General features: G+C 43.4%; 14 protein-coding genes. 7 read left to right on the forward strand and 7 right to left on the reverse strand.

What is annotated here, in order from left to right; translation table 11 throughout:
- The 4 genes from VB775_RS01565 (at nt 1) to recQ (ending at nt 5,562) form a co-directional block, all read left to right on the forward strand.
- A complete protein-coding gene (locus VB775_RS01565) occupies nt 1–993 on the forward strand; it encodes a permease (RefSeq protein WP_281008534.1) in 993 nt (330 codons plus the stop codon).
- A 395-nt stretch (nt 994–1,388) separates the two neighbouring features.
- Nucleotides 1,389–2,468: a hypothetical protein gene (locus tag VB775_RS01570; protein ID WP_407072946.1), complete on the forward strand. Its 1,080-nt coding sequence runs from the start codon at nt 1,389–1,391 to the stop codon at nt 2,466–2,468.
- Between the two features lie 178 nt (nt 2,469–2,646).
- A complete protein-coding gene (locus VB775_RS01575; RefSeq protein ID WP_281008536.1) occupies nt 2,647–3,333 on the forward strand; it encodes a Uma2 family endonuclease in 687 nt (228 codons plus the stop codon).
- 3 nt (nt 3,334–3,336) lie between these two features.
- The gene (gene recQ, locus VB775_RS01580) at nt 3,337–5,562 is read left to right on the forward strand and encodes a DNA helicase RecQ (protein WP_281008537.1); all 2,226 of its coding nucleotides are present in this window, start codon (nt 3,337–3,339) and stop codon (nt 5,560–5,562) included.
- A gap of 217 nt (nt 5,563–5,779) precedes the next feature.
- Here recQ and VB775_RS01585 read toward each other — a convergent pair whose 3' ends face one another.
- The 3 genes from VB775_RS01585 to VB775_RS01595 all read right to left on the reverse strand — a co-directional run bounded on the left by VB775_RS01585 (nt 5,780) and on the right by VB775_RS01595 (nt 7,387).
- Nucleotides 5,780–6,115, reverse strand: a complete 336-nt coding sequence (locus tag VB775_RS01585; RefSeq protein ID WP_281008538.1) for a XisI protein — start codon at nt 6,113–6,115, stop codon at nt 5,780–5,782.
- The gene (locus VB775_RS01590) at nt 6,103–6,489 is read right to left on the reverse strand and encodes an element excision factor XisH family protein (protein WP_281008539.1); all 387 of its coding nucleotides are present in this window, start codon (nt 6,487–6,489) and stop codon (nt 6,103–6,105) included. Before VB775_RS01590 ends, VB775_RS01585 begins: the two co-directional genes overlap by 13 nt.
- A gap of 61 nt (nt 6,490–6,550) precedes the next feature.
- The gene (locus VB775_RS01595) at nt 6,551–7,387 is read right to left on the reverse strand and encodes a zinc-dependent peptidase (protein ID WP_281008540.1); all 837 of its coding nucleotides are present in this window, start codon (nt 7,385–7,387) and stop codon (nt 6,551–6,553) included.
- Nucleotides 7,388–7,714: 327 nt separating this feature from the next.
- On the opposite strand from VB775_RS01595, the gene VB775_RS01600 reads away from it, so the two are divergent.
- Together VB775_RS01600 and VB775_RS01605 are read left to right on the forward strand one after the other, a co-directional pair.
- The gene (locus VB775_RS01600; RefSeq protein WP_281008541.1) at nt 7,715–9,058 is read left to right on the forward strand and encodes an efflux RND transporter periplasmic adaptor subunit; all 1,344 of its coding nucleotides are present in this window, start codon (nt 7,715–7,717) and stop codon (nt 9,056–9,058) included.
- A 158-nt stretch (nt 9,059–9,216) separates the two neighbouring features.
- On the forward strand, nt 9,217–12,432 hold the full coding sequence (locus tag VB775_RS01605) for an efflux RND transporter permease subunit (protein ID WP_281008542.1): 3,216 nt from the start codon (nt 9,217–9,219) through the stop codon (nt 12,430–12,432).
- A 204-nt stretch (nt 12,433–12,636) separates the two neighbouring features.
- Here the strand turns inward: VB775_RS01605 and smc are convergent, their stop codons facing one another.
- The 4 genes from smc to VB775_RS01625 form a co-directional block, all read right to left on the reverse strand.
- Complete coding sequence (gene smc / locus VB775_RS01610) at nt 12,637–16,248, reverse strand: chromosome segregation protein SMC (protein WP_281008543.1); 3,612 nt, start codon at nt 16,246–16,248, stop codon at nt 12,637–12,639.
- Nucleotides 16,249–16,404: 156 nt separating this feature from the next.
- Nucleotides 16,405–16,665 carry a hypothetical protein gene (locus VB775_RS01615; RefSeq protein ID WP_281008544.1) on the reverse strand — a complete coding sequence of 87 codons (261 nt, stop codon included), beginning with the start codon at nt 16,663–16,665 and terminating at the stop codon, nt 16,405–16,407.
- Nucleotides 16,666–16,735: 70 nt separating this feature from the next.
- Nucleotides 16,736–17,836, reverse strand: a complete 1,101-nt coding sequence (locus VB775_RS01620; RefSeq protein ID WP_407072972.1) for a murein transglycosylase A — start codon at nt 17,834–17,836, stop codon at nt 16,736–16,738.
- Between the two features lie 252 nt (nt 17,837–18,088).
- Nucleotides 18,089–18,841 carry a glycosyltransferase gene (locus VB775_RS01625; RefSeq protein ID WP_281008546.1) on the reverse strand — a complete coding sequence of 251 codons (753 nt, stop codon included), beginning with the start codon at nt 18,839–18,841 and terminating at the stop codon, nt 18,089–18,091.
- 214 nt (nt 18,842–19,055) lie between these two features.
- Here VB775_RS01625 and VB775_RS01630 point away from each other — a divergent pair, with 214 nt between their 5' ends.
- The gene (locus VB775_RS01630; protein ID WP_281008547.1) at nt 19,056–19,922 is read left to right on the forward strand and encodes a response regulator; all 867 of its coding nucleotides are present in this window, start codon (nt 19,056–19,058) and stop codon (nt 19,920–19,922) included.
- Nucleotides 19,923–20,033: the final 111 nt, after the last annotated feature.

The following is a 20,033-nucleotide window of genomic DNA, read 5'->3' on the forward strand; positions in this document are numbered from 1 at the left end:
ATGAATCAAATTCTCAGTGCCTTTACTTTGTTTATAAGCCTTCTTGTGGAAGCGATACCATTTTTGTTGATGGGGGTTTTGCTATCAGGGGCTTTACTAATATTTGTAGATGAGCGCAAACTCATCGAACTTTTGCCTAAAAGTCCCTTTCTCGGTGCATTGGCAGGTAGTTTACTGGGATTTATGTTTCCTGTGTGCGAATGTGGCAATGTACCTGTGGCAAGGCGGCTCATCTCGCAAGGTGCGCCAATTTCGGTGGCGGTAAGTTTTTTAATGGCCGCTCCAACGATTAATCCTGTGGTGATTTGGGCAACTTGGACAGCCTTTCGCGATCAGCCTGAAATCGCAGTTTTACGAGTTGTGCTGTCATTTATGATTGCTAACATCGTGGCGATGGTATTTAGCTCTCAAAAGGATGTACGGGCTATTTTGCAACCAAACATTGCGATCGCCTTACCAGCCCCAAAGGTAAAAGCAGGTGCAGTACCTGTGGGGACATTCTTTTTAGGTGAAGATCGCAGTCAACCTTTAGATTTTGCGAGTTATCTATCATCAAACAATCAACAAATCATCACAAAGTCTTTGCCCGATCGCTTAAATCTTTTATTAGATAATACCCTTGCAGAAATGAGAGAATTAGGGGCGATCCTAGTCATGGGTAGTGCGATCGCTGCCATTATCCAAGTCTGGGTTCCACGCGATATTATTGTGGGTTTAGGTCAGGGTCCCGTTAGTTCGATTTTAGCGATGATGACTTTAGCAGCGATCGTTTCGATCTGCTCAACGGTGGATGCATTTTTTGCTCTATCCTTTGCCGCTACCTTTACGGGTGGCTCATTGCTTGCATTTCTCGTTTTTGGCCCAATCATCGATCTCAAGGCGATCGGCTTGATTTTGACTATTTTCAAAAAACGAGCGGTGATCTATATATTTTTACTGACCGCCCAGCTAACATTTTTAAGCTGCCTATTCATCAACTTTCAGATTCGCTAAAGAAAAGCCAAGAACTCAAGTTCTTGGCTAAAAGCTAAAGTCATCTTTAGATGACTGAACAAAATCAACCCGTTTAACCCGTTTCAACGGGTTTTAGCTCTTAGAGAGTGTTTGAGAAGTCTTTTATTTAGAGTAAATTTCTGCTTTTCCCCCCCTTAATCCCCCCTTTGCAAGGGGGGATACTCAGATCCTCCCCCTTTGCAAGGGGGAGTTAGAGGGGGTAAAAACTTCTCAAACACGCTCTTAGCCTGTGCATGGCGTTCGCCATGTGTGTGATAGAGAGAAAGGACTTGGGGCTGAGGACAAATCTTCGCTCTGCGTAAGGTGAGTTACTATATGAGATGGGCAACTTTTATGTTGCTTTTGTTCCAAAGTTATTAAATCAAAGGTTGTTTGTGTCCGTGAGCGAATCTGTACTCGAAACTATCTCCGTTGCTTCTATTCCCAGTGAAATTTTTCCAAATGAAGCTTTAGCCAGCCTCGATCTAACAGATTTTTCGCTTAACTTGCCCGATCCTAATGATGAAGGGTTGGCTGAAGGTCAATTTTTAGCTGAAGTCGATCAGGCTTGGCAAGTGTGCGATCGCTTTGATTTGCAGACCGATATTTGGCGCGGCAGAATTTTACGGACTGTACGCGATCGCGAAAAAGCAAATGGAGAAGGGCGAGGTACAGGATTTTTAAAATGGTTGCAAGAACGGGAAATTAGCAAGTCTCAGGCTTATTCATGGATTCAACTAGCTAATAGTGCCGATACCTTAATGGCGGATGGTCAGCTAGATGCTGATGATATCCGTCAATTTAGTAAGAGAGCTTTTTTGGAAACTGCCCAAGCTTCTACGGAAGTACAGCAATTGATTGTTGATGCGGCGAGAAATGGCGAAAAGATTACTCGTCGCGAAGTTCGGCAACTTTCCGATGAATGGACATCCATGAGTTCTGAGCATCTTCCCGATGAGCTAAAAGAAAAAATTGCCGCCCATACAATTCCCACTCGCTACGTTGCACCCCTAGTACGCGAAATCGATAAACTGCCTGAAGCTTATCAAACTCCACTCAAACAAGCGATCGCTGATGGTTCTGATTTGGATAATATTAAACTTGTCACGGCTGATGCTCAAAGGCTGACTAAATATTTGAATAATACTGGTCAAGTCCAAGCGATCGCTAACCGTTCAGTTAATATCGATCTTGCCCTCGAAGAAGCCCTCAGATTGGGATGCCTCAAACTTGCCTCGGATTTAGTTAGCCAAGCCTCACAACTGGAACAGGCGATCGCTAAGCTGTACAGCACATGGAAGCGTGTCTCGACATCGGCCGATCAGTTATATGTGGAGGCGGGTGCAAGCACACCCAATTTAATCGATTTACTTAATTCCCTTGATTCGTTAGCTAGTCAAAATGTCGCGGTACAGATTGGGAGCGATCGCTCAGGGCGCACAATTCGCTTGCAAATCACCGAAGAAGATCAATAGATGTGGAGATAGAGATTCTCGACTTTTTTCGATCAAATCTTCAGGTAATTGTGTGAGACTCTGCCTTTGGCAGAGTCTCAGTTGAAAACCGCATTGTTTAAGCCATTGCCAAATGCGAAAGCGCTCTTGAAAACCGCTATGTTAAAATCATCAACAATCAAACCTAACTGAGTTAATTATGACTATTACGGTTAGCGCAAAGGCAAACGATCCCCAAAATAGCGTAGAATTCAAGCCAGAAATTGAGTCTGATGTTTGGTTAAAAGCATCTTGGGATAAATTTCTAGCTCTTACTGAAGATCCAAGCTTAGATAAGGCTCGATTTTACTACGACCAGAATTTAATGAGGATTGAAATGTCACCCGTTGGACCAATTCACGCTCATGAGAATGGAGTTGTTTATAAAGTAATTAGCATATTTGCATCGTTTGCAGATATTTGTATTTATGAGTATTTAAATTGTAGTTTCAGGAAAAATGGTGATGCTGAATTTCAGCCTGATATGGTTTTCTATCTTGGCAATGGGTTAAAAATCCCCCCTAGAAATAATGCCATAGTTGATGTGAATGAGTTTGATTTACCGAGTCTAGTTGTAGAAATTTCCGCTACAACTATTCAAGATGATTTAGGTTACAAGAGGTTGCTATACGAACGTTTAGGAATTCAGGAATACTGGGCAGTAAATGCTAGTACATCAGAGGTATTTGCTTTTGCGATCGCTGATGGTCGTAGTGGTAGAATTACAGAGTCACGAGTTCTCAAAGGGCTAGATATATCTAAAGTTGAGGAAGCATTACAGCTAAGTTATGTGCAAGATGATGGTGCAATTACAAAATGGATATTTCAGACTTTTGCCAAATCTTGATCTATGACAAATAGCGATTCTCTACAGCAAGCGCTGAAACAATATTTTGGGTACGAATCTTTTCGGGCAGGGCAGCGCGAGATTATTGAAGCAAGCATGGCGGGGCGCGACACTTTGGCAATTATGCCCACGGGTGGCGGTAAATCGATTTGTTTTCAATTACCTGCCTTGCTCAAAACTGGTGTAACAATCGTCGTTTCACCATTGATTGCTTTAATGCAAGATCAAGTTACGGCGCTCAAAGAAAATGGCATTGGCGCAACTTTTCTCAATAGTACTTTATCAGGAAGAGAGACTAATCAGCGATCGCAAGCTATTTTAAATGGAGCGATTAAGTTAATTTATGTTGCTCCCGAACGTCTATTTGCGGAACAGTTTCTCGAATTTCTGAATATTATTAAAAACAAAATTGGGATTGCAGGATTTGCGATCGATGAGGCTCATTGTGTCTCCGAATGGGGACATGATTTTCGCCCCGAATACCGTCAACTCAGTCGAATTCGGCAAATATTTCCCGATGTACCGATGATTGGATTGACTGCTACGGCAACCGAAAGAGTCCGCGAAGATATTAGCCAGCAGTTAGAACTAAAAAATCCCTATATTCATGTTGCCAGTTTCAATCGGTCTAATCTCTATTATGAAGTTGTTCCGAAGCAAGGTAATGAGCAAACCTATGTCAATCTCTTACGTCAAATCAAGCGCCTACAGGGTTCAGGCATAGTTTATTGCCTCAGTCGCAAGCGCGTCGATGAAATAGCTAGCCGTCTCCAAGAAGATGGTATCGAAGCAATTCCCTATCACGCAGGACTGGGAAATAAAGAACGGGAAGAAAATCAAACTCGATGGATTCGCGACGATGTACAGGTAATGGTCGCAACTGTTGCTTTTGGAATGGGAATCAATAAACCTGATGTAAGGTTTGTAATTCATTACGATTTACCGCGAAATATTGAAGGATATTATCAAGAATCTGGACGGGCGGGACGTGATGGTGAGGATTCTCACTGTACTTTATTTTTGGGCTATGGAGATCTAGAAACGATCAAGTATCTCATCGCTCAAAAGGTCGATCCGCACACTAATGAGCCATTAGAAGCAGAACAGAGAATTGCTCAACAGCAACTCCGTCAAGTTGTAGACTATGCCGAAGGTGTCGCCTGTCGCCGTACAATTCTCCTGCGCTATTTTGGCGAACATTTTCAAGGTGATTGTGCTAATTGTGATAATTGCCTCACACCTAAGCCTATGGAAGACTGGACAGTGGAATCTCAGAAATTCCTGTCCTGTGTGGCAAGGACAAAAGAGCGATTTGGCGCAGGGCATATTATTGATGTATTGCGAGGTTCGCGCAAAGAGAAGGTATTGCAGCATGGTCATGAGAACCTCTCAACCTATGGTATTGGTAAAGATCGCAGTCTTGATGAATGGCGGCAATTAGGGCGATCGCTAATTCATCAAGGGCTATTAACCCAAACCACTGATGGCTATGGCATTCTCAAACTCAATGATCGCAGTTGGGAAGTAATGCGAAACCAGCGGAATGTATTGTTACCAATAGAACGCGATACTGAGCCTACATCTGTTGCTGATCGCGAAAGCGTAAAAGAAAGATCCGTTGATGTGGATATTCTCTTTGAGAGATTGCGACTATTACGCAAAAATCTTGCCGATGAGCAGGAAGTACCGCCCTATGTGATTTTTAGTAATGCGACTCTTAATCAAATGGCTGAGCAGCAACCCACTGATCGCAAAGATTTCGCTAAATTGTCAGGGGTTGGTGCAAAGAAGCTAGAGCAATATGCTGATGACTTCATCGCGATTATTCTCGAACATCATCTCAAATATCCTCCTGCGGAACCTACTGAATCAACTGCATCTAGAGTTAAACAGGAATCTACACCAAAATCAAAACTATCAAAAGCGAGTACACAGCGTGAAACCCTAGCTATGTATGAGAATGGCTTAGATATCGATGAAATAGCTCGCGATCGCGGACTTAAACCCGCAACAGTCTGGACGCATCTCGTCCAATTAATTGAAGCTGGTTATGCAATTAACTGCGATCGCCTTGTGCCACCTGAGCGTCAAACTGTAATTTATGAAGCACTAGATGCGATCGGTGGGGATTCCTTACGCAATCTCTTTGATCACCTGCGCGAGGAATATACCTACGATGAAATTAAAATCATTCGCGCCATTTGGCAAAACGAAAAAGAACCGTTATAGACCTTAAGCATCTTTAAGCATACCTTCTTGCAAAGTCTTCAAAACTGTTTACATATCTCCTGCTAATAAAGCCCCTACATTTAGCCACAATCCCGCAACCTCCTGACTGCGAAAGATTCCCTGCTCATCAGATTGCATCAAAATATATTTTCCATCTTCCAAAACAAACCAATCAATCTCACGATTAATTTTTCAATCGTTACCCTATTCCAAGTATCTACACAACAGCATAGCCTGTATGCTTCCTTACATCAGGCGGATAAAACCCTAAAACAATCTTGTCTTTCGGGACACCTGCTGCTACTAACTCCTCAGTTATACTATCTTCAATTCCATCATAATGAATCCAGATCTTATCATTGATAATTTGTCCATGGAATAAACAACCATGCACTCTTAATCCTTTTTCCCAGCCTTGATCCATTAGTAAAAATTGATTGTGATCTTCGCTGATAATAAGAGTTGTTGTGATATCTCCATATCGATAGGGTATCTGAGTATATTGCTCGAGGATCTTTTTTAAAAGATTTTGGTATTCAACTAGAGTTTCCATTGTACTATCTCCTCCTTTTCTGAATCAAATATGACTAGCCTCAAGTCAGTTTCATTAAGCATAAGCTGACCAATTTCTTCCGAGAAAATTTCGCTAAACACAAGGCGAGTTATTGCTAAATATATTACCCTGTCTGGTTCTTGCTGAGCTAAAACTTTGGAATACAGTATAAATTGTCCTACAGCCTGTTCTAAATCATGAAGTGGTGATGGATTAAGGAATCTCTTAATTTCAATAGCAATTTTTTGTCCCTCTCGTTCGGCTGCTAATAATTTCTCTGCACCTAAATCTACTAAAGCTTTCCGACGACCAATTTTCAAAGTCAGAGGATCGTTTGTAATCTGCCAACCATCCTTTTGTAAAGCTGTTCTCACAGTACTATGGTAAATGTTTTTTGCCACTTTAGAACCTATGTATATAGATGGAATTATAGCTCTAATTCTGCCATTGTTGAGGATCGAGGCGATAGTATCTTTGTAGGAGTTCATAAAGAGATGGATGCTTTTGGCTTAACTGTTTTGGCTTCTCGAAGAATGTCTCCGTTGCCACTGCAAAAAACTCCGCAGGATTAGTTGCACCATAACTATCGAGGATTGTCTTTTGACCATTTTCGACGCGATCGCATAGTTGCAAATATTCCGCCGACATTACCTGCTTCCATATCTCATAATCCAATGCTCGCGCTAAAATTGGCACACCTTCCGCTTGCCCATCCTCTTGATCAAGCTGATGCGCGAACTCATGCAAAATCACGTTATGTCCATCTTTCCAATTGCGAATATCTTGCTGAACTTGTTCCCAAGAGAGAACTAATTGATCCCTTGTCCATGACTCTCCTAATCTGGCGACACGACGTTCTTCTACCACATAGCTATTCATTGTTAGCTCATTTACAATATAAGCATGGGGATATACGAGAATCGATCGCAGGTTGGGGAAGTAAGTTTTGCGATCGCCAAATAACAACAAACAAGCGATCGCGGCGATCGTGACTTTAATCTCTTCTGTAATTTGCAATCCTAGACAGCCAATAAATTGCTTCTCTTTCAGAAATACTTGTATATAGCCGAGTAATTCTTTTTGCTGCTCAGAAGTCAAATCCCTATAAATAGAAAGATTACTTTCGATAATGCTTAACCATGACTTAGGAAATTGCTGCGCCATGAGGCGATCGCGTTGCCACTTCACAAACAATGGATAGCACAAAATTCCTATGGCGATCGCACTGATCACAATAGAAAAGATAATTGCTACAACATTTGGAGGAACCACTGAGGTGAAATTAGTTAAAAAATAAAGAACTAATTCTTTGTGGCGCGGCGTAGCCGCGCCACAAAGAATTAGTTCTTTATTTTACTGCTAGTCACTAGGTAAAGAATTAGTTCTTTATTTTACTGCTAGTCACTAGGTAAAGAATTAGTTCTTTATTTTACTGCTAGTCACTAGGTAAAGAATTAGTTCTTTATTTTACTGCTAGTCACTAGGTATTGATGACAACAAGCGTTTATTAACTAAAAGATTTATCGTGGGAATCTCGCGCAAAATAAAGTAACATCGCTTAGAATGACTTTAGAAAACTAAACATTTGCCATCACACCTATGAAAGCTATTTGGATGTTAGCGGCGATCACAGGCTTATCAGTTGGAATTACTAGCTGTGGTGCAGCTAAAGATGCAACTCAAGCCCAGACCCAAAGCCAAAAACCATCTACAGCCGTAGATGTGGCGATCGCTAAGTTTGATACTCTCCAAGCTGGGACAGAGTACACAGGCACAACTGCACCAATCAGAGAAGTGTCGGTCAAATCGCGATTGGAAGGGCGTTTGCTAGATTTAAATGTAGATGTCGGCGATCGCGTTGCCGCAGGACAAGCAATCGCCCAATTGGATGATGCAGTTCTATCTGCAACTGTGCTACAAGCTGAAGCAGAAGTTGCGGCAAGGGAAGCAGAAGTGTCGCAAGCAAGTGCGGGTGTGGGAAATGCTCGCGCCCAAGTAGAACGAGCCAGACTGGAATATCAACAAGCACAAGCTGATGCGAATCGCTTCACCCAATTGGCTAAAGATGGAGCCGTATCTTCCCAAACTGCGGAAACTGCAATTACCCGTGCGCGAACTGCCGAGCAATCATTGCGATCGGCGGAGCAGCAAGTCAGTCTTCAGCAACAAACGGTGGGAGCAAGTTCACAAAGAGTTCTAGCTCAAGAAGCCATCAGATTAAGGGAACAGGAGCGTCAATCCTATACTACGATTACTGCACCAATTAGTGGTGTTGTGTTAGAGCGAGTAAGTGAAACTGGCAATCTTCTATTCGCAGGGAATGACGTTATAAAATTAGGTGATTTTAGTCAAGTTAAGGTAATTGTGCTGATTTCGGAACTGGAAATTAGTAAGGTTCGTTTAAATCAATCGGTTGACGTGCGATTTGACACATTCCCCAATCAAAAGTTTACAGGAACAGTAAGAAGGATTTCACCAGTAGCTGATCCCGTAGCCCGTCTCATCCCAGTGGAAGTTGTAGTTCCTAACCGTGACAATAAACTGGGTAGCGGTCAATTAGCGAGAGTGCAGTTTTCAAGTAGTCAGGCTCGCCAGATTGTGATCGCCGAAACTGCTCTAGAAGCAGCAGGACGACCGACTCAAGCACCTAAAGATGCAAATACCCAGCCTAATCAACAAGCAAGGCCGAAAACAGATACCAAGTCTAATGCTAATGGTGCTGAAAAAGGAAAGCCGAAAACTGGCTCAGTTTTTGTGATTACGGGTGATCCGAAAGAGCCAAAAGTGGCGGCGCGGAAGGTTACTCTTGGCGATCGCCGTGATGGCAAAGTTGTGATTCTCTCTGGCTTGCAAGAAGGCGATCGCATTGTGGTTAGGAGTGGTGGCAAGTTACAGGATGGTGATGCTGTCAAGCTCAGCGTGTTATCGGAATCTTCTAAGTAATTTAGATCCCCCCCAGCCCCCCTTGTAAAGGGGGGAGAATCAACTGAATTTTCTTCTTCCCCCTTTACAAGGGGGATTGAGGGGGATCTCTTAGAGCTTTTGACTATAGGAAGTAATTCTTAAACAGTTTCTTACATCATTATTTTTAGAAGGTAACTATGAGCAACCAAAACTCGTCCAGTCCCAAGCCGACAGGATTTAGTATCAGCGCCACAGCAATTCGCCGCCACATCGGGACGCTGATGCTGACGATCGCTATTTTTGTGATGGGCGCATTTTATGTAACGCGATTACAAGTGGATTTGCTACCATCAATTGTTTATCCCCGTATCGGCGTACAGATTGATGTTCCGGGGGTGTCTCCAGAGGTCGCCATTACCGAAGTCACCAAACCTCTAGAAGAATCGCTGGCCCTTACTGAAGGTGTGAATCAGCTTTTTTCGCGTACTCGCGAAGGACAAGTGCGAGTTGATTTGTTTTTTGAAGCAGGTAGTGATGTTGATCAGGCTCTTAATGACGCTGTTGCTAGTTTCAACCGTGGGCGGAGTCGTCTCCCTGATGTGGTTGAGAATGAAAGAATTTTTAAATTTGATCCGTCCCAACTTCCGATCTATGAGTTTGCACTCACATCACCTTCCTTGTCATTGCCAGAGTTGCGGCTATTCGCGGATGAGGAGTTGGGGCGGGAACTGGCAATCGTACCTGGGGTTGCAGGTGTTGACGTGGTTGGTGGGGTAAAGGAAGAAGTAAAGGTGAATCTCGATCTGCCACGATTACAGTCAGCAGGTGTCAGCGTTAATGATGTTTTGAACGCATTGCGCGATCGCAATATTGATGTTTCGGGTGGGCGGTTACGCAATGGTGCAGTGGAGCCACTGACTCGGGCGATCGGTAAGTTTAAAAATGCTAAAGAACTAGAAAATTTATCCTTTGTTGTCAGTAATCCTACAGCTACGACCCCGCCTAGGCAAGTCTATTTGCGAGACTTTGCGGAAATCATTGATAGTACTGAAGAACAGAGGGTTTTCACTACTTTAAATGGACAGGAAGCGGTGCGGCTACTAGTAACTAAGCAACCCGACGCAAATACGATTGAGGTCGTTGATCGCGTCAAGGAAAAGATTGCCACACTTCAGGAAAATGGCTTGATTCCCAGTGATGCTGAACTAACAGCCACCATTGATGAGTCAAGACTGATCAGGGCTTCGGTCACCAACGTGGCTTGGTCGGGGATTATTGGAGCGGGCTTAGCAGCGATCGCGGTATTTTTATTTCTAGGATCGTTACGCCAGACATTAATTATTTCTCTTGCAATTCCCTTAGCGACCCTTGCGGCGGTCATCTGTATGGGTATTTTTGGTTTCTCTCTGAACCTATTCAGTTTAGGAGGACTCGCTCTCGGCGTGGGTATTGTCGTGGATAACTCGATTGTGATGTTAGAGAACATTACCGTCGGCATTGCCAAAATCCGCAAGCGTAATGGTGGTGAAGTTGGTTTTGACGAAATTATTGACCAATCACAGGCGAATAGTACAGAAATTGAATCAGCCCTAATTGCTTCTACTAGCACCAACCTTGTCGTAATTTTCCCATTCTTACTGTTAGGTGGATTTCTCTCTCTACTATTCAATGAACTAATTCTTACCATTAGCTTTGCCGTAGGTGCTTCGATTGTGATTGCGGTAACTGTTGTACCAATGCTAGCTTCGCGACTATTAGCAATCCCTTGGTCGAGTCGTTTAAATGAATCTTGGTTTATGCGCGGATTTGAGCGTCGTTTTGCGGCAGCTACTCTGGGCTATGCAGGATTTTTAGCAAGGATTGTCCATTATCGTCTCTTGGTTGTAATTGCATTGTTTGCGATCCTTGGCGGTGGCGGCTTTTTGATGGCGCGACAACTTCCCCAAGAAATCATCCCTCAAGTTAAAACAGGTGATGTCAGTGTCAATGCTCAATTTCCAGCAGGGACAACCCTTGCCCAGAACATTAAGGTGATGGAGCTAGTTGATGAGATTTTGCTCAAGCAACCTGAAACAGCCTACTCATTCGCAACTATTGGTGGTGGTTCATTTGGCAATAACGTTACTGCTAATCCTTTGCGTAGTGGAAGCACAGTTACACTTAAGCCAAAAGCTAACCTGACTGGCTTTGTGCGTAACGTTAATCGAGAAATTGCCAAACTCAATCTCGCAGGCATAAGAGTACGGGTTAATCCTGGGCAAGTGCGCGGGATTATCGTCAACAATTCCCCTGTACCCAGAACGGATATTGATGTCGTTTTGCAAGGTAGTAATCCAGATATATTGACGCAAGCAGGTTTAGAAGTTCTAGGAGCCTTAGAGAAGTCAGTCAAAGGCGCAACCTTCCGTCCTGATACCGATGCTCGTCAGCCTGAAGTCCAAATTGTTCCTGATTGGGAACGTCTGCAAGCATTAGGACTATCCACCCAAGCGATCGGTTCCATTCTGCAAACTGCAATTACAGGTTCAGTCCCAACGCAATTACAACGCGGCGATCGCCTTGTCGATGTGCGGGTACAGCTTGATCCTGAGTTACGCAAAAACTCTTCGCAATTGCAGCAAGTCCCTTTGTTTGTCAGCAATAATCGTCCAGTCCGCCTCGCTGATGTGGCAACTTTGCGGGAAGGTCGCGCCCCAGGAGAGATTCAACGAATTAACCAACGTCAGGTTTACCTAGTTCTCGGTAGTGTGGAGCGCGGCGCAAGTCTGAGTGACGCTCTCAAACAAACTGAACAGGCGATCGCGGAAATTAAGTTGCCCGATGGTGTCACCGTATTACCTAGTTCTGCCAAAGCTGCTAATGAAAATTTATCAAAATCCTTTGGAGTATTAGGATTACTTGCCTCATTCCTCGTATTTGTGGTGATGGCAGTACAGTACAACTCATTGCTCGATCCACTTGTGATCATGCTGACAATTCCCCTTGCACTGGCTGGCGGTGTTGTGGGTCTATACGTGACCAATAGCTCGATCAATGTGATGGTAGTCATCGGCGTAATCTTGCTGATCGGGATTGTGGTTAACAATGCGATCGTCCTAGTTGAATTGGCGAACCAAATCCGTGAAGAGGAAAAATGTAGTCGGATTCAAGCCATGTTAAAAGCTGCACCTACACGCCTCCGCCCGATCCTGATGACTACGATTACAACTGTAGTTGGTGCATTTCCGCTAGCTCTAGGGGGTGGCGATGGCGGCGAGTTTTTGCAACCTCTAGGAATTGTGATTTTCTCAGGTTTAGCCCTTGCCACAGTGCTGACCTTATTTCTAATTCCTTGCTCCTATGTGCTTTTGCATGAGTTTAGCTGGGCAAAAGTGAGTAAGTTAGTACCAATTAAGACCTCATCAAGAGATTAATTCAACGTCAGTTCGACAAAAGATGAGATTGGGGCTTGGTCTCCAAGCCCTCTTTCTAACTTAACGCCAGTTCGATATTGCCATTTGCGTCGTGCTTCGCACGACGCAAATGGCAATATCGAACTCACTATATCTTGCATTGCTATGTGACTTCAGTCATAACAATAGCAAAGCAGAAAATGGATAAGTCATTTTCTGCTTTGCTTATGAAGTTGCGATTGAAGGCGATCGCAGTTCTAATCCCAAAACTTGCGTATGCTCACCCCTTGCTTGAGTTACCCCAATAGTTCGTTCTGAGGCTTCGATCATTGGGCGGCGCAGACTGACCACGATAAATTGGGCGAGGTTAGCTTGCTTCCGTACCATCTTCGATAGACGTTCCACATTCGAGCCATCGAGGAACATATCTACCTCATCAAAGGCATAGAAGGGGGACGGGCGATAGCGTTGCAAAGCGAAGATAAAGCTGAGGGCAGTGAGAGACTTTTCGCCTCCAGACATAGATGCAAGATGCTGAACTTGTTTGCCTTTGGGATGAGCAACGAGAGTCAGCCCACCACTCAGAGGCGCATTGGGATTTTCTAGTTGCAGATAGCCATCACCGTCGGAAAGTTCGGCAAAGATCTCTTTGAAATGACCATTGACAGCATCAAAGGCTTGCATGAAAGCGCGTTGACGTAAAGTTGTGAAGTTCTCAATTCTGATTAAAAGTTCAGTACGTTCTTGATTAAGGGTTTCCAGACGGTTACTAAGTTCCTCAAGGCGTTGGGATGTCGCTTCGTATTCAGAGATCGCCATCATATTGACTGGCTCCATGGACTGAATGCGCTTGAGCAATCGACGTTGCTCTAGTTGTAACTGTTCGAGAGTCATGGTTTCAGGAACTTCAGGAACAATGTCAGGAAGTTCTATTTGATCGAGTTGTTCCGTGAATTGAACAATTTGCTGTTCGAGTTCAGTTTGACGTTCGCGATTTTTTTGGAGTTGCCATTGCTGCTGTTGTTGTTGTTGTTGCTGAGTACGCAGCGATCGCTCACAGGCATCACGTTCTTGTTTGGCGGAGCCAATGGTTTGTTCGAGAACTTCCAAGCGAGATTGATAGGAGGCGATCGCTGCTTCAGTTTGTTTGATTTGATGCTGAATTTGTGAAGTGCTATTAATTAGTTCGGCTTGGGTGCTGCGTAATTCTTGGAGACGAGTTTGACGTTGCGCCATTTTCTCCAATGCTAATTTATGCTGATTTTCTAATTCTCCTAGCTGTTGCTTGGCTGTCCGCAGTTCAATTTCCGCACTATTGAGCAGAGCTTCTTGACCTTGTAGAGCATCTTGAGCTTGGAGCCAACGGGTATGGGTTCCCGATTTTTCGAGTTCCGTAAGTTCGGCACGCTTGACTAAAAGTTTTGCTTCTAGTTCAGCAATATTGCCATCAAGGGTACTTAATTGGGACTGTCCAATTTCAATGGCGGCGCGGGTTTTTTGAATTTGATCTTGTAAGCGAGAGCGATCGCGACTGTTGCGTTCGATTTGTTCGTAGATGCGATCGCGTTGGAGTTGGGCTTCGCGATGAGTCGTCCTTGCTGCTTGCAATTGCTCTTCATATTTAGCAATTCCCGTTAATGCACCACGCAAACGTTGGTTCAGTCGCGCTAACATCTGATCGATTTCCAACAGGCGATCGCGTAGTTGCTTTGTTTCCGAAGATTCCGCAGGTTTAGTATTGCCAAAATGAAGACTGGTATGTAGGGGAGCGCTACCACCTGTCATCGCGCCTGATGTTTCCAGAATTTCTCCTTCTAATGTCACCATACGGTATTTACCGATATGAAATCGCGCTTGGTCAAGATGCTCAAATACAAGGGTATTCCCAAATACGAAGGAGAATACATCTTGATAGCGATCTTCGTAGGTGACCAGATTGAAGGCGTAGTCGATCGCCCCTAGCTTTTGTGCTTCAGTACGCGAAGGAAACCTAGCGGATTGTAATTTGTTTAGAGGTAAGAAGGTAGCTCGACCTGCGCGTTCGCGTTTAAGCAGTGCGATCGCCTCGGCAGCAACCGCATCATTTTCAACCACCAAGTTTCCTAAGCGTCCACCTGCACAGATTTCTAGAGCCAATTGATAGCGAGGTTCCACCAGTCCCAACTGAGCGACTAATCCATATACCCCCGACAGATCCGCTTCGATTACTACCTGTGAAGCTTTTGTTCCCTGTACTTCGCGGCTAGCCTGTACTTGAGCCTCCAATTTATCAAGTTGGCGAGTTTTGACGCGCTGTTCTTGAGTAATTCGGTCAATAGTCTCATTTTGAAGTTGTACTTCTAATTGAGCCTCGGCAAGATTTTTGGCTAGAGTCTGTACTAAAGTCTCGGCTCCACTTACTTCTACTTCTTGCAGGCGTAGAGCATCTTCAAGGGACTGGTTGGACAACATGTCAACTGCATAGCGACCTTCGCCAGCCATGACTTCTTGCAGTTCACGCTCCTGTGATTCCAATTGAATAGAGCGTTGGTTAAGAACTTCTCGAAGTCGAGTTTGCTCTTGCTTTTGGGGATCGAGTTCTGCTTGGGCTTGATCGACATCCTGACGCAATTGTGTTTGTTGGCGCACCCATTCCGATGAAGCCGAGGCGATCGCTTGAACTTCCTTGCGATATTGTGAAACAATCGATGACTGTTGATCACGGGATTTTTCGGTAGTAATTACCGATTCTTCTTTAAATTGCTTTTGTGATTCTAGTTCTTCAGCTTCACGCAAGAGTCGATCAATTTCCTCTTGGGTGCTGACAATATGGTTTTGATTGTTTTGATAGGAGCTAGTCAGAGATTGCTGCTGACGTTGTAAACCGCGTAGTTCCGCCTGTTGTGCCGATAAGTTACTAGAAACCGAGAGGTATTCTTCTTCACCGAGAGTATGGACGCGATCGCTTAATTCATTAAGTTGGACAGTGCCTGTCTCAATCACCTGCGATAGTTCGGCTAGAGACTTTTCTAAATTGCTGCATTGTTCCTTATTATTAACCAGTTCAACATTGCGAAGCGATTGCTGATAGAGGATCTCACGCTGTTGAAGAACTGCCTCCGAAGCTTCCATCCGTTCGTATTCTAGTCGTAGCGCCTTATATTTTTCAGCTTTAACGCGATCGCCTTTTAGTTTCTCTTTATTGGCAATTAGTTCTTGCTCAACTATCCGAAATCGCTCTTCCTGAGCTTTGACATCATCCAACTTATCTTTGGCGGTAGCAATTTTGCGATCAAATTCACCCACTCCTGCTAATTCGTCAATAATTTCTCGACGCTCTCGTGAATTCATCGAGATAATGCCCGTTACATCCCCCTGTAAAACAACGTTATAACCTTCAGGATAAATACGGAATTTAGCTAATTGTTCATGTAACTCACTTAAATTACAAGGAGTTCCATTGATGTAATAAGTAGAAGTGTAAGTCCCCTGACTAGTAACCCGTAACTTTCGCATCACCGTCCATTCACCCACAGACTGCCCCTCTGCTGTAGGTATTTCTACGCCTTCAGCCTGTAAAGCCGTCACTTCAGCCTCTTCAAGAGCAAAGGTAACCGTAACGATCGCCTCGACCATTCGACCTTTTTTACTATGGGCTTGGTTTACTAAGTCTGGTAAGCGATCGGCTCGCATCCCCTTTGAACCTGCAAGTCCTAGCGCAAACAGCAATGCATCAAGAATATTTGACTTACCCGAACCATTGGGACCTGAAACAACCGTAAACCCAGTCATCAATGGGATGGACACAGTTGAGCCAAAGGACTTAAATCTGGTGAGTTCTACATTTTTAATGTACATATGCAATATACGCGATAGTGATATGCGAGTTTTGGTCTGAAAGAAAGTGCCAATACGTTATCACAACTTGGCAAAAATGGCATAGATATTCTCAAAACCCAAAAGAGTAATGACAACGCTTCGCGTTGTCATTACTCTTTTGGGTTTTGAGATGCTTTAGCTCTGACGATTAATTTCTTGTAATAACCATTCGTCAACTGGCTGACCATCTTTACGAGTAAGTTCTATTTCTATGATTACTGGAAAATTGGAGCCGACGGGAGCCATTTTTTGATGGAAGCGAATTACATAATCCTTAGAATTATGATTGCGCTCTTTGAGCCAGTCTTGAACTTTTAGTTCTGCAAATAATGATTGACCTTGCTCAAACATTCTTGCAACTTGCATTCTGATTGTAAAAGGATTGACTTGTGGCATAAAATTCTCCATCCATCCATAACAGGCGATACTTTAATGAAGTGTGGCGCGGAGCGCCGCACTTCATTACTTATTTTTTTAATACCAGATAATACAACTCACCGTCACCCTTGATCAGTCCAGCCCTTTGTTTAGCCCGATCGCCAGTACCCATAAAAATATCCACACGCCCCGCTCCCCGAATTGCGCCGCCAGTATCTTGATCAAGGACAAAGCGCTGTACTTGTCGGAGTTCAAGTTTGCCAGTGGCGGGATTTTCAAAGGGAATTTCGGTACGGATCAAGGCAATACCTCCAGAGGGGAAAATCTTTTTGTCGGTGGCAATTGATCGCTCGGTAATGACGGGCGTTCCTATACTGCCAGTTGCTGGTCTGCCATTGGTCTCGCGAAAAAAGACAAAACTAGGATTGCGATTTAGGTACATGACTAAATCTTGGGGATTTTTTTGGAAATATTCGAGCATGGTTTGTAAAGTCACATCTTCGAGACGCATTTTGCCATCACGGACTAGCTCAGCCCCAACAGAGCGATAGGGTTGATTAGTTTTACCCGCATAGCCCACGGTCAATAGGTTGCCATCGGGTAATTCAAATCTCGCCGATCCTTGCACATGTACTAAGAAAGCCTGAAAGCGATCGCTTAACCATGCTATTTCCAATCCTGCTAACCGCTTACTACCTTCGAGCATGGCGCGGGTGGGATGGGGCGATCGCCATTGAGCAAAGTCAGCAGGCAGACGATAAAGAGGATATTTAAACTCCTCAGTGCGAGTACGACTCGCCTTGTAAACTGCTTCGTAATAGCCCGTAAACTGTACGCTGCCTTTGCCATCACGTCCAACAGACTGATAGAGATCAAATTCACGATTCACGGCTTGCTGTAAATCTTTAGCAGTGCGAGATACCTGCACGAGGCGGCGAAATCTCACCAAACTACGCTCCATCAGATCTTGACTAATTCCTGCCACAGGATAACGTTTAGCAGCCGATGGAGTACGAATATATTGAATGCTGTGATCGATCGCTTGCAACAGATTTTGGCGATCGCTTTCTAAAAGATCGTCCGTAATATCAAGGGTAAGCGGATTAACCGCCCGTGGAGACATCGGCACTATGGCTTGGGCAAGTTTCAGCTCGGCTGCTTCGGCAGGGCTTTGAAAATGGGCTTGCATATAGCAAGGTGGCACGGCACAGATCAGCCCGACCCAAGTTGCAAATAAGATATCCCCACCCCGATATAAGGTCGATCTCCAAGACCTCTGCTTTGGCGATCGCTTGGTCTTGCCTAATTGGTCATATTTATTTTTGCCGAAACTATGAGAACCAATCACCCTTAAAAACTCCTCATTAAATAGTCTTTGCTAATCAACAATCCAAAACCCGAATATTAAATGAGCGTAAAGCACTCATTTAATATTCGGGTTTTATTTGACTTGCTCATCATACTTGACGTTAATACTAGCCTTTTGTTCATACAAACGATTGAGCCAACTGGGATCAATGTTGAAGTGATAGCACATTTTTAGCAACTGATTGAGCATAGCATGACGATATATTCCCCTCTGGTGAAATCGTCTTGCTGAGGTAATCACCTTACCTTGAGCCATTACAGGCTTCGAGAATTTGCTGAGGCGATCACTTAACACCGTGTCCTCAAAAATATCTAGATCAGGGACATTTCCAATTTCAGCTAAAACTCGACGATTAATAAATGGGCAATGATCGAGATAGACAATCCCTTTTTGCTTAACACGCACATGATTAGAGTACCAAGACGTAAAATGCAGTAACCAATGGGAAAAATCAAAACTATGACAAAATGCACCCCAATCACCACCAGAGCCTAAACTCTGCTCAATTAGTTGTATAGCTATACTTTCTGGCAAAAGTGTTGCAGGATGATGTAACAAAATAATATCCCCTGTACTGACAGCAATCCCCTCATTTAGTCTTTGGGCGCGGTTGTTGGCAAGCGATCGCACAACTTGGATTTCAGGCGATCGGGCTGCATAATTTTCTAAAATTAGCTCAGTTCCATCATTACTGGCACTGACCACTGCAATAATTTCTTTTTCACAATTTGGGGGAACTAATTGATTAACTAAGTTGTCGAGAATTCGGTCTAAATACCCATGCCGAATTTCATTGAGACAAGGCAGAATTATGGACAAGCGCATATAGTTTATATAGCAAATCTCAAACTAATTAAGTACGAGATTATTCTGTCGCCAAAAACGGGGAATAATCTTATATATAGTGATCACTATAGCAATCCTAAATAGGTTGTGAGAGAGCGCCCCGAAGGGGCGCTCTCTCACAACCCTCAAAATCTTACAACTCATTTAGGAGTGCTATATATATGATAACAACAACGTTAAATAGATGTTTATTATGACAAATCAAAACTTAATGCAAACCGAATCGATTGAGCAATCTGAAGATTCTCAACAGGTTGGTAATGCCTCTATTCTCATCGTTGACGATACTATTTATAATATCCAACTTTTATCGTTGATGTTAATTAGACAAGGCTATAAAGTACAACAAGCTACTAGTGGGTTAGAAGCATTAGATAAAGTTAATGAACAATTACCTGACATAATTTTACTAGATATTCGGATGCCAGACTTAAATGGCTATGAAGTATGCACAAGATTAAAAACTAATCCAGCAACTAAAGATATCCCAATTATTTTTATTAGCTCAATCGAAGAGCCATCTGAAAAAGTAGAAGCATTCTCTGTAGGTGGGGTAGACTATATTAGTAAACCGTTTCAGCTAATTGAAGTTTTAGCTCGTATCGAAACCCATTTGCGCCTATGTTCATTACAAAAAAAGCTACAAGAGCAGAATGAACAGTTACAACTTTCGGCGGAGGTATTGTCGCGATCGCTTAAGCATGAGCGCGAACTTAGTCAAATGAAAACAGACTTTATATCCGTAGTTTCCCATGAATTTCGGACACCGCTAACAACGATTCAAAGTGCATCAGAGCTTCTAGAATATTACGAATGGACAAAACAAGAACAGGTAGAACAACTGCATCAAATTCAATCAGAAGTTAAGCATATGACGGCTCTGATGGAAGATGTATTATTTCTGAGTCGAAGTAATACCAATAAAGCAAAACTAACTCTTATTCAATTTGACCTTTTAAGCTTTTGTAGTCAAATTCTACGTCAGATGCAAAGGACTTTTGCCCAAGACTATACTCTTAATTCATCTATATACATATCTTCAAGCAGAAGTGTTGAATGATAGAAAAAAGCTAGAAAAACACGCTTCTAATTTGATAAATTAGAAGCGTCAAAACAAAAAATAATGTTAACAATGTTATCTAACTTCCCTAAGATTGTCAAACAACTACTC

It is taken from the genome of Pseudanabaena sp. CCNP1317, assembly GCF_034931345.1.
In the GTDB taxonomy this organism is placed as follows: Bacteria; Cyanobacteriota; Cyanobacteriia; order Pseudanabaenales; family Pseudanabaenaceae; genus Pseudanabaena; species Pseudanabaena galeata.

Excerpts from the sequence above, each read along its gene's own strand:
- VB775_RS01565 (WP_281008534.1), top strand. The coding sequence starts at position 1 with ATGAATCAAATTCTCAGTGCCTTTACTTTGTTTATAAGCCTTCTTGTG.
- VB775_RS01575 (WP_281008536.1), top strand. The coding sequence starts at position 2,647 with ATGACTATTACGGTTAGCGCAAAGGCAAACGATCCCCAAAATAGCGTA.
- recQ (WP_281008537.1), top strand. The coding sequence starts at position 3,337 with ATGACAAATAGCGATTCTCTACAGCAAGCGCTGAAACAATATTTTGGG.
- VB775_RS01585 (WP_281008538.1), bottom strand. The coding sequence starts at position 6,115 with ATGGAAACTCTAGTTGAATACCAAAATCTTTTAAAAAAGATCCTCGAG.
- VB775_RS01600 (WP_281008541.1), top strand. The coding sequence starts at position 7,715 with ATGAAAGCTATTTGGATGTTAGCGGCGATCACAGGCTTATCAGTTGGA.
- VB775_RS01605 (WP_281008542.1), top strand. The coding sequence starts at position 9,217 with ATGAGCAACCAAAACTCGTCCAGTCCCAAGCCGACAGGATTTAGTATC.
- smc (WP_281008543.1), bottom strand. The coding sequence starts at position 16,248 with ATGTACATTAAAAATGTAGAACTCACCAGATTTAAGTCCTTTGGCTCA.
- VB775_RS01615 (WP_281008544.1), bottom strand. The coding sequence starts at position 16,665 with ATGCCACAAGTCAATCCTTTTACAATCAGAATGCAAGTTGCAAGAATG.
- VB775_RS01620 (WP_407072972.1), bottom strand. The coding sequence starts at position 17,836 with ATGCAAGCCCATTTTCAAAGCCCTGCCGAAGCAGCCGAGCTGAAACTT.
- VB775_RS01625 (WP_281008546.1), bottom strand. The coding sequence starts at position 18,841 with ATGCGCTTGTCCATAATTCTGCCTTGTCTCAATGAAATTCGGCATGGG.
- VB775_RS01630 (WP_281008547.1), top strand. The coding sequence starts at position 19,056 with ATGACAAATCAAAACTTAATGCAAACCGAATCGATTGAGCAATCTGAA.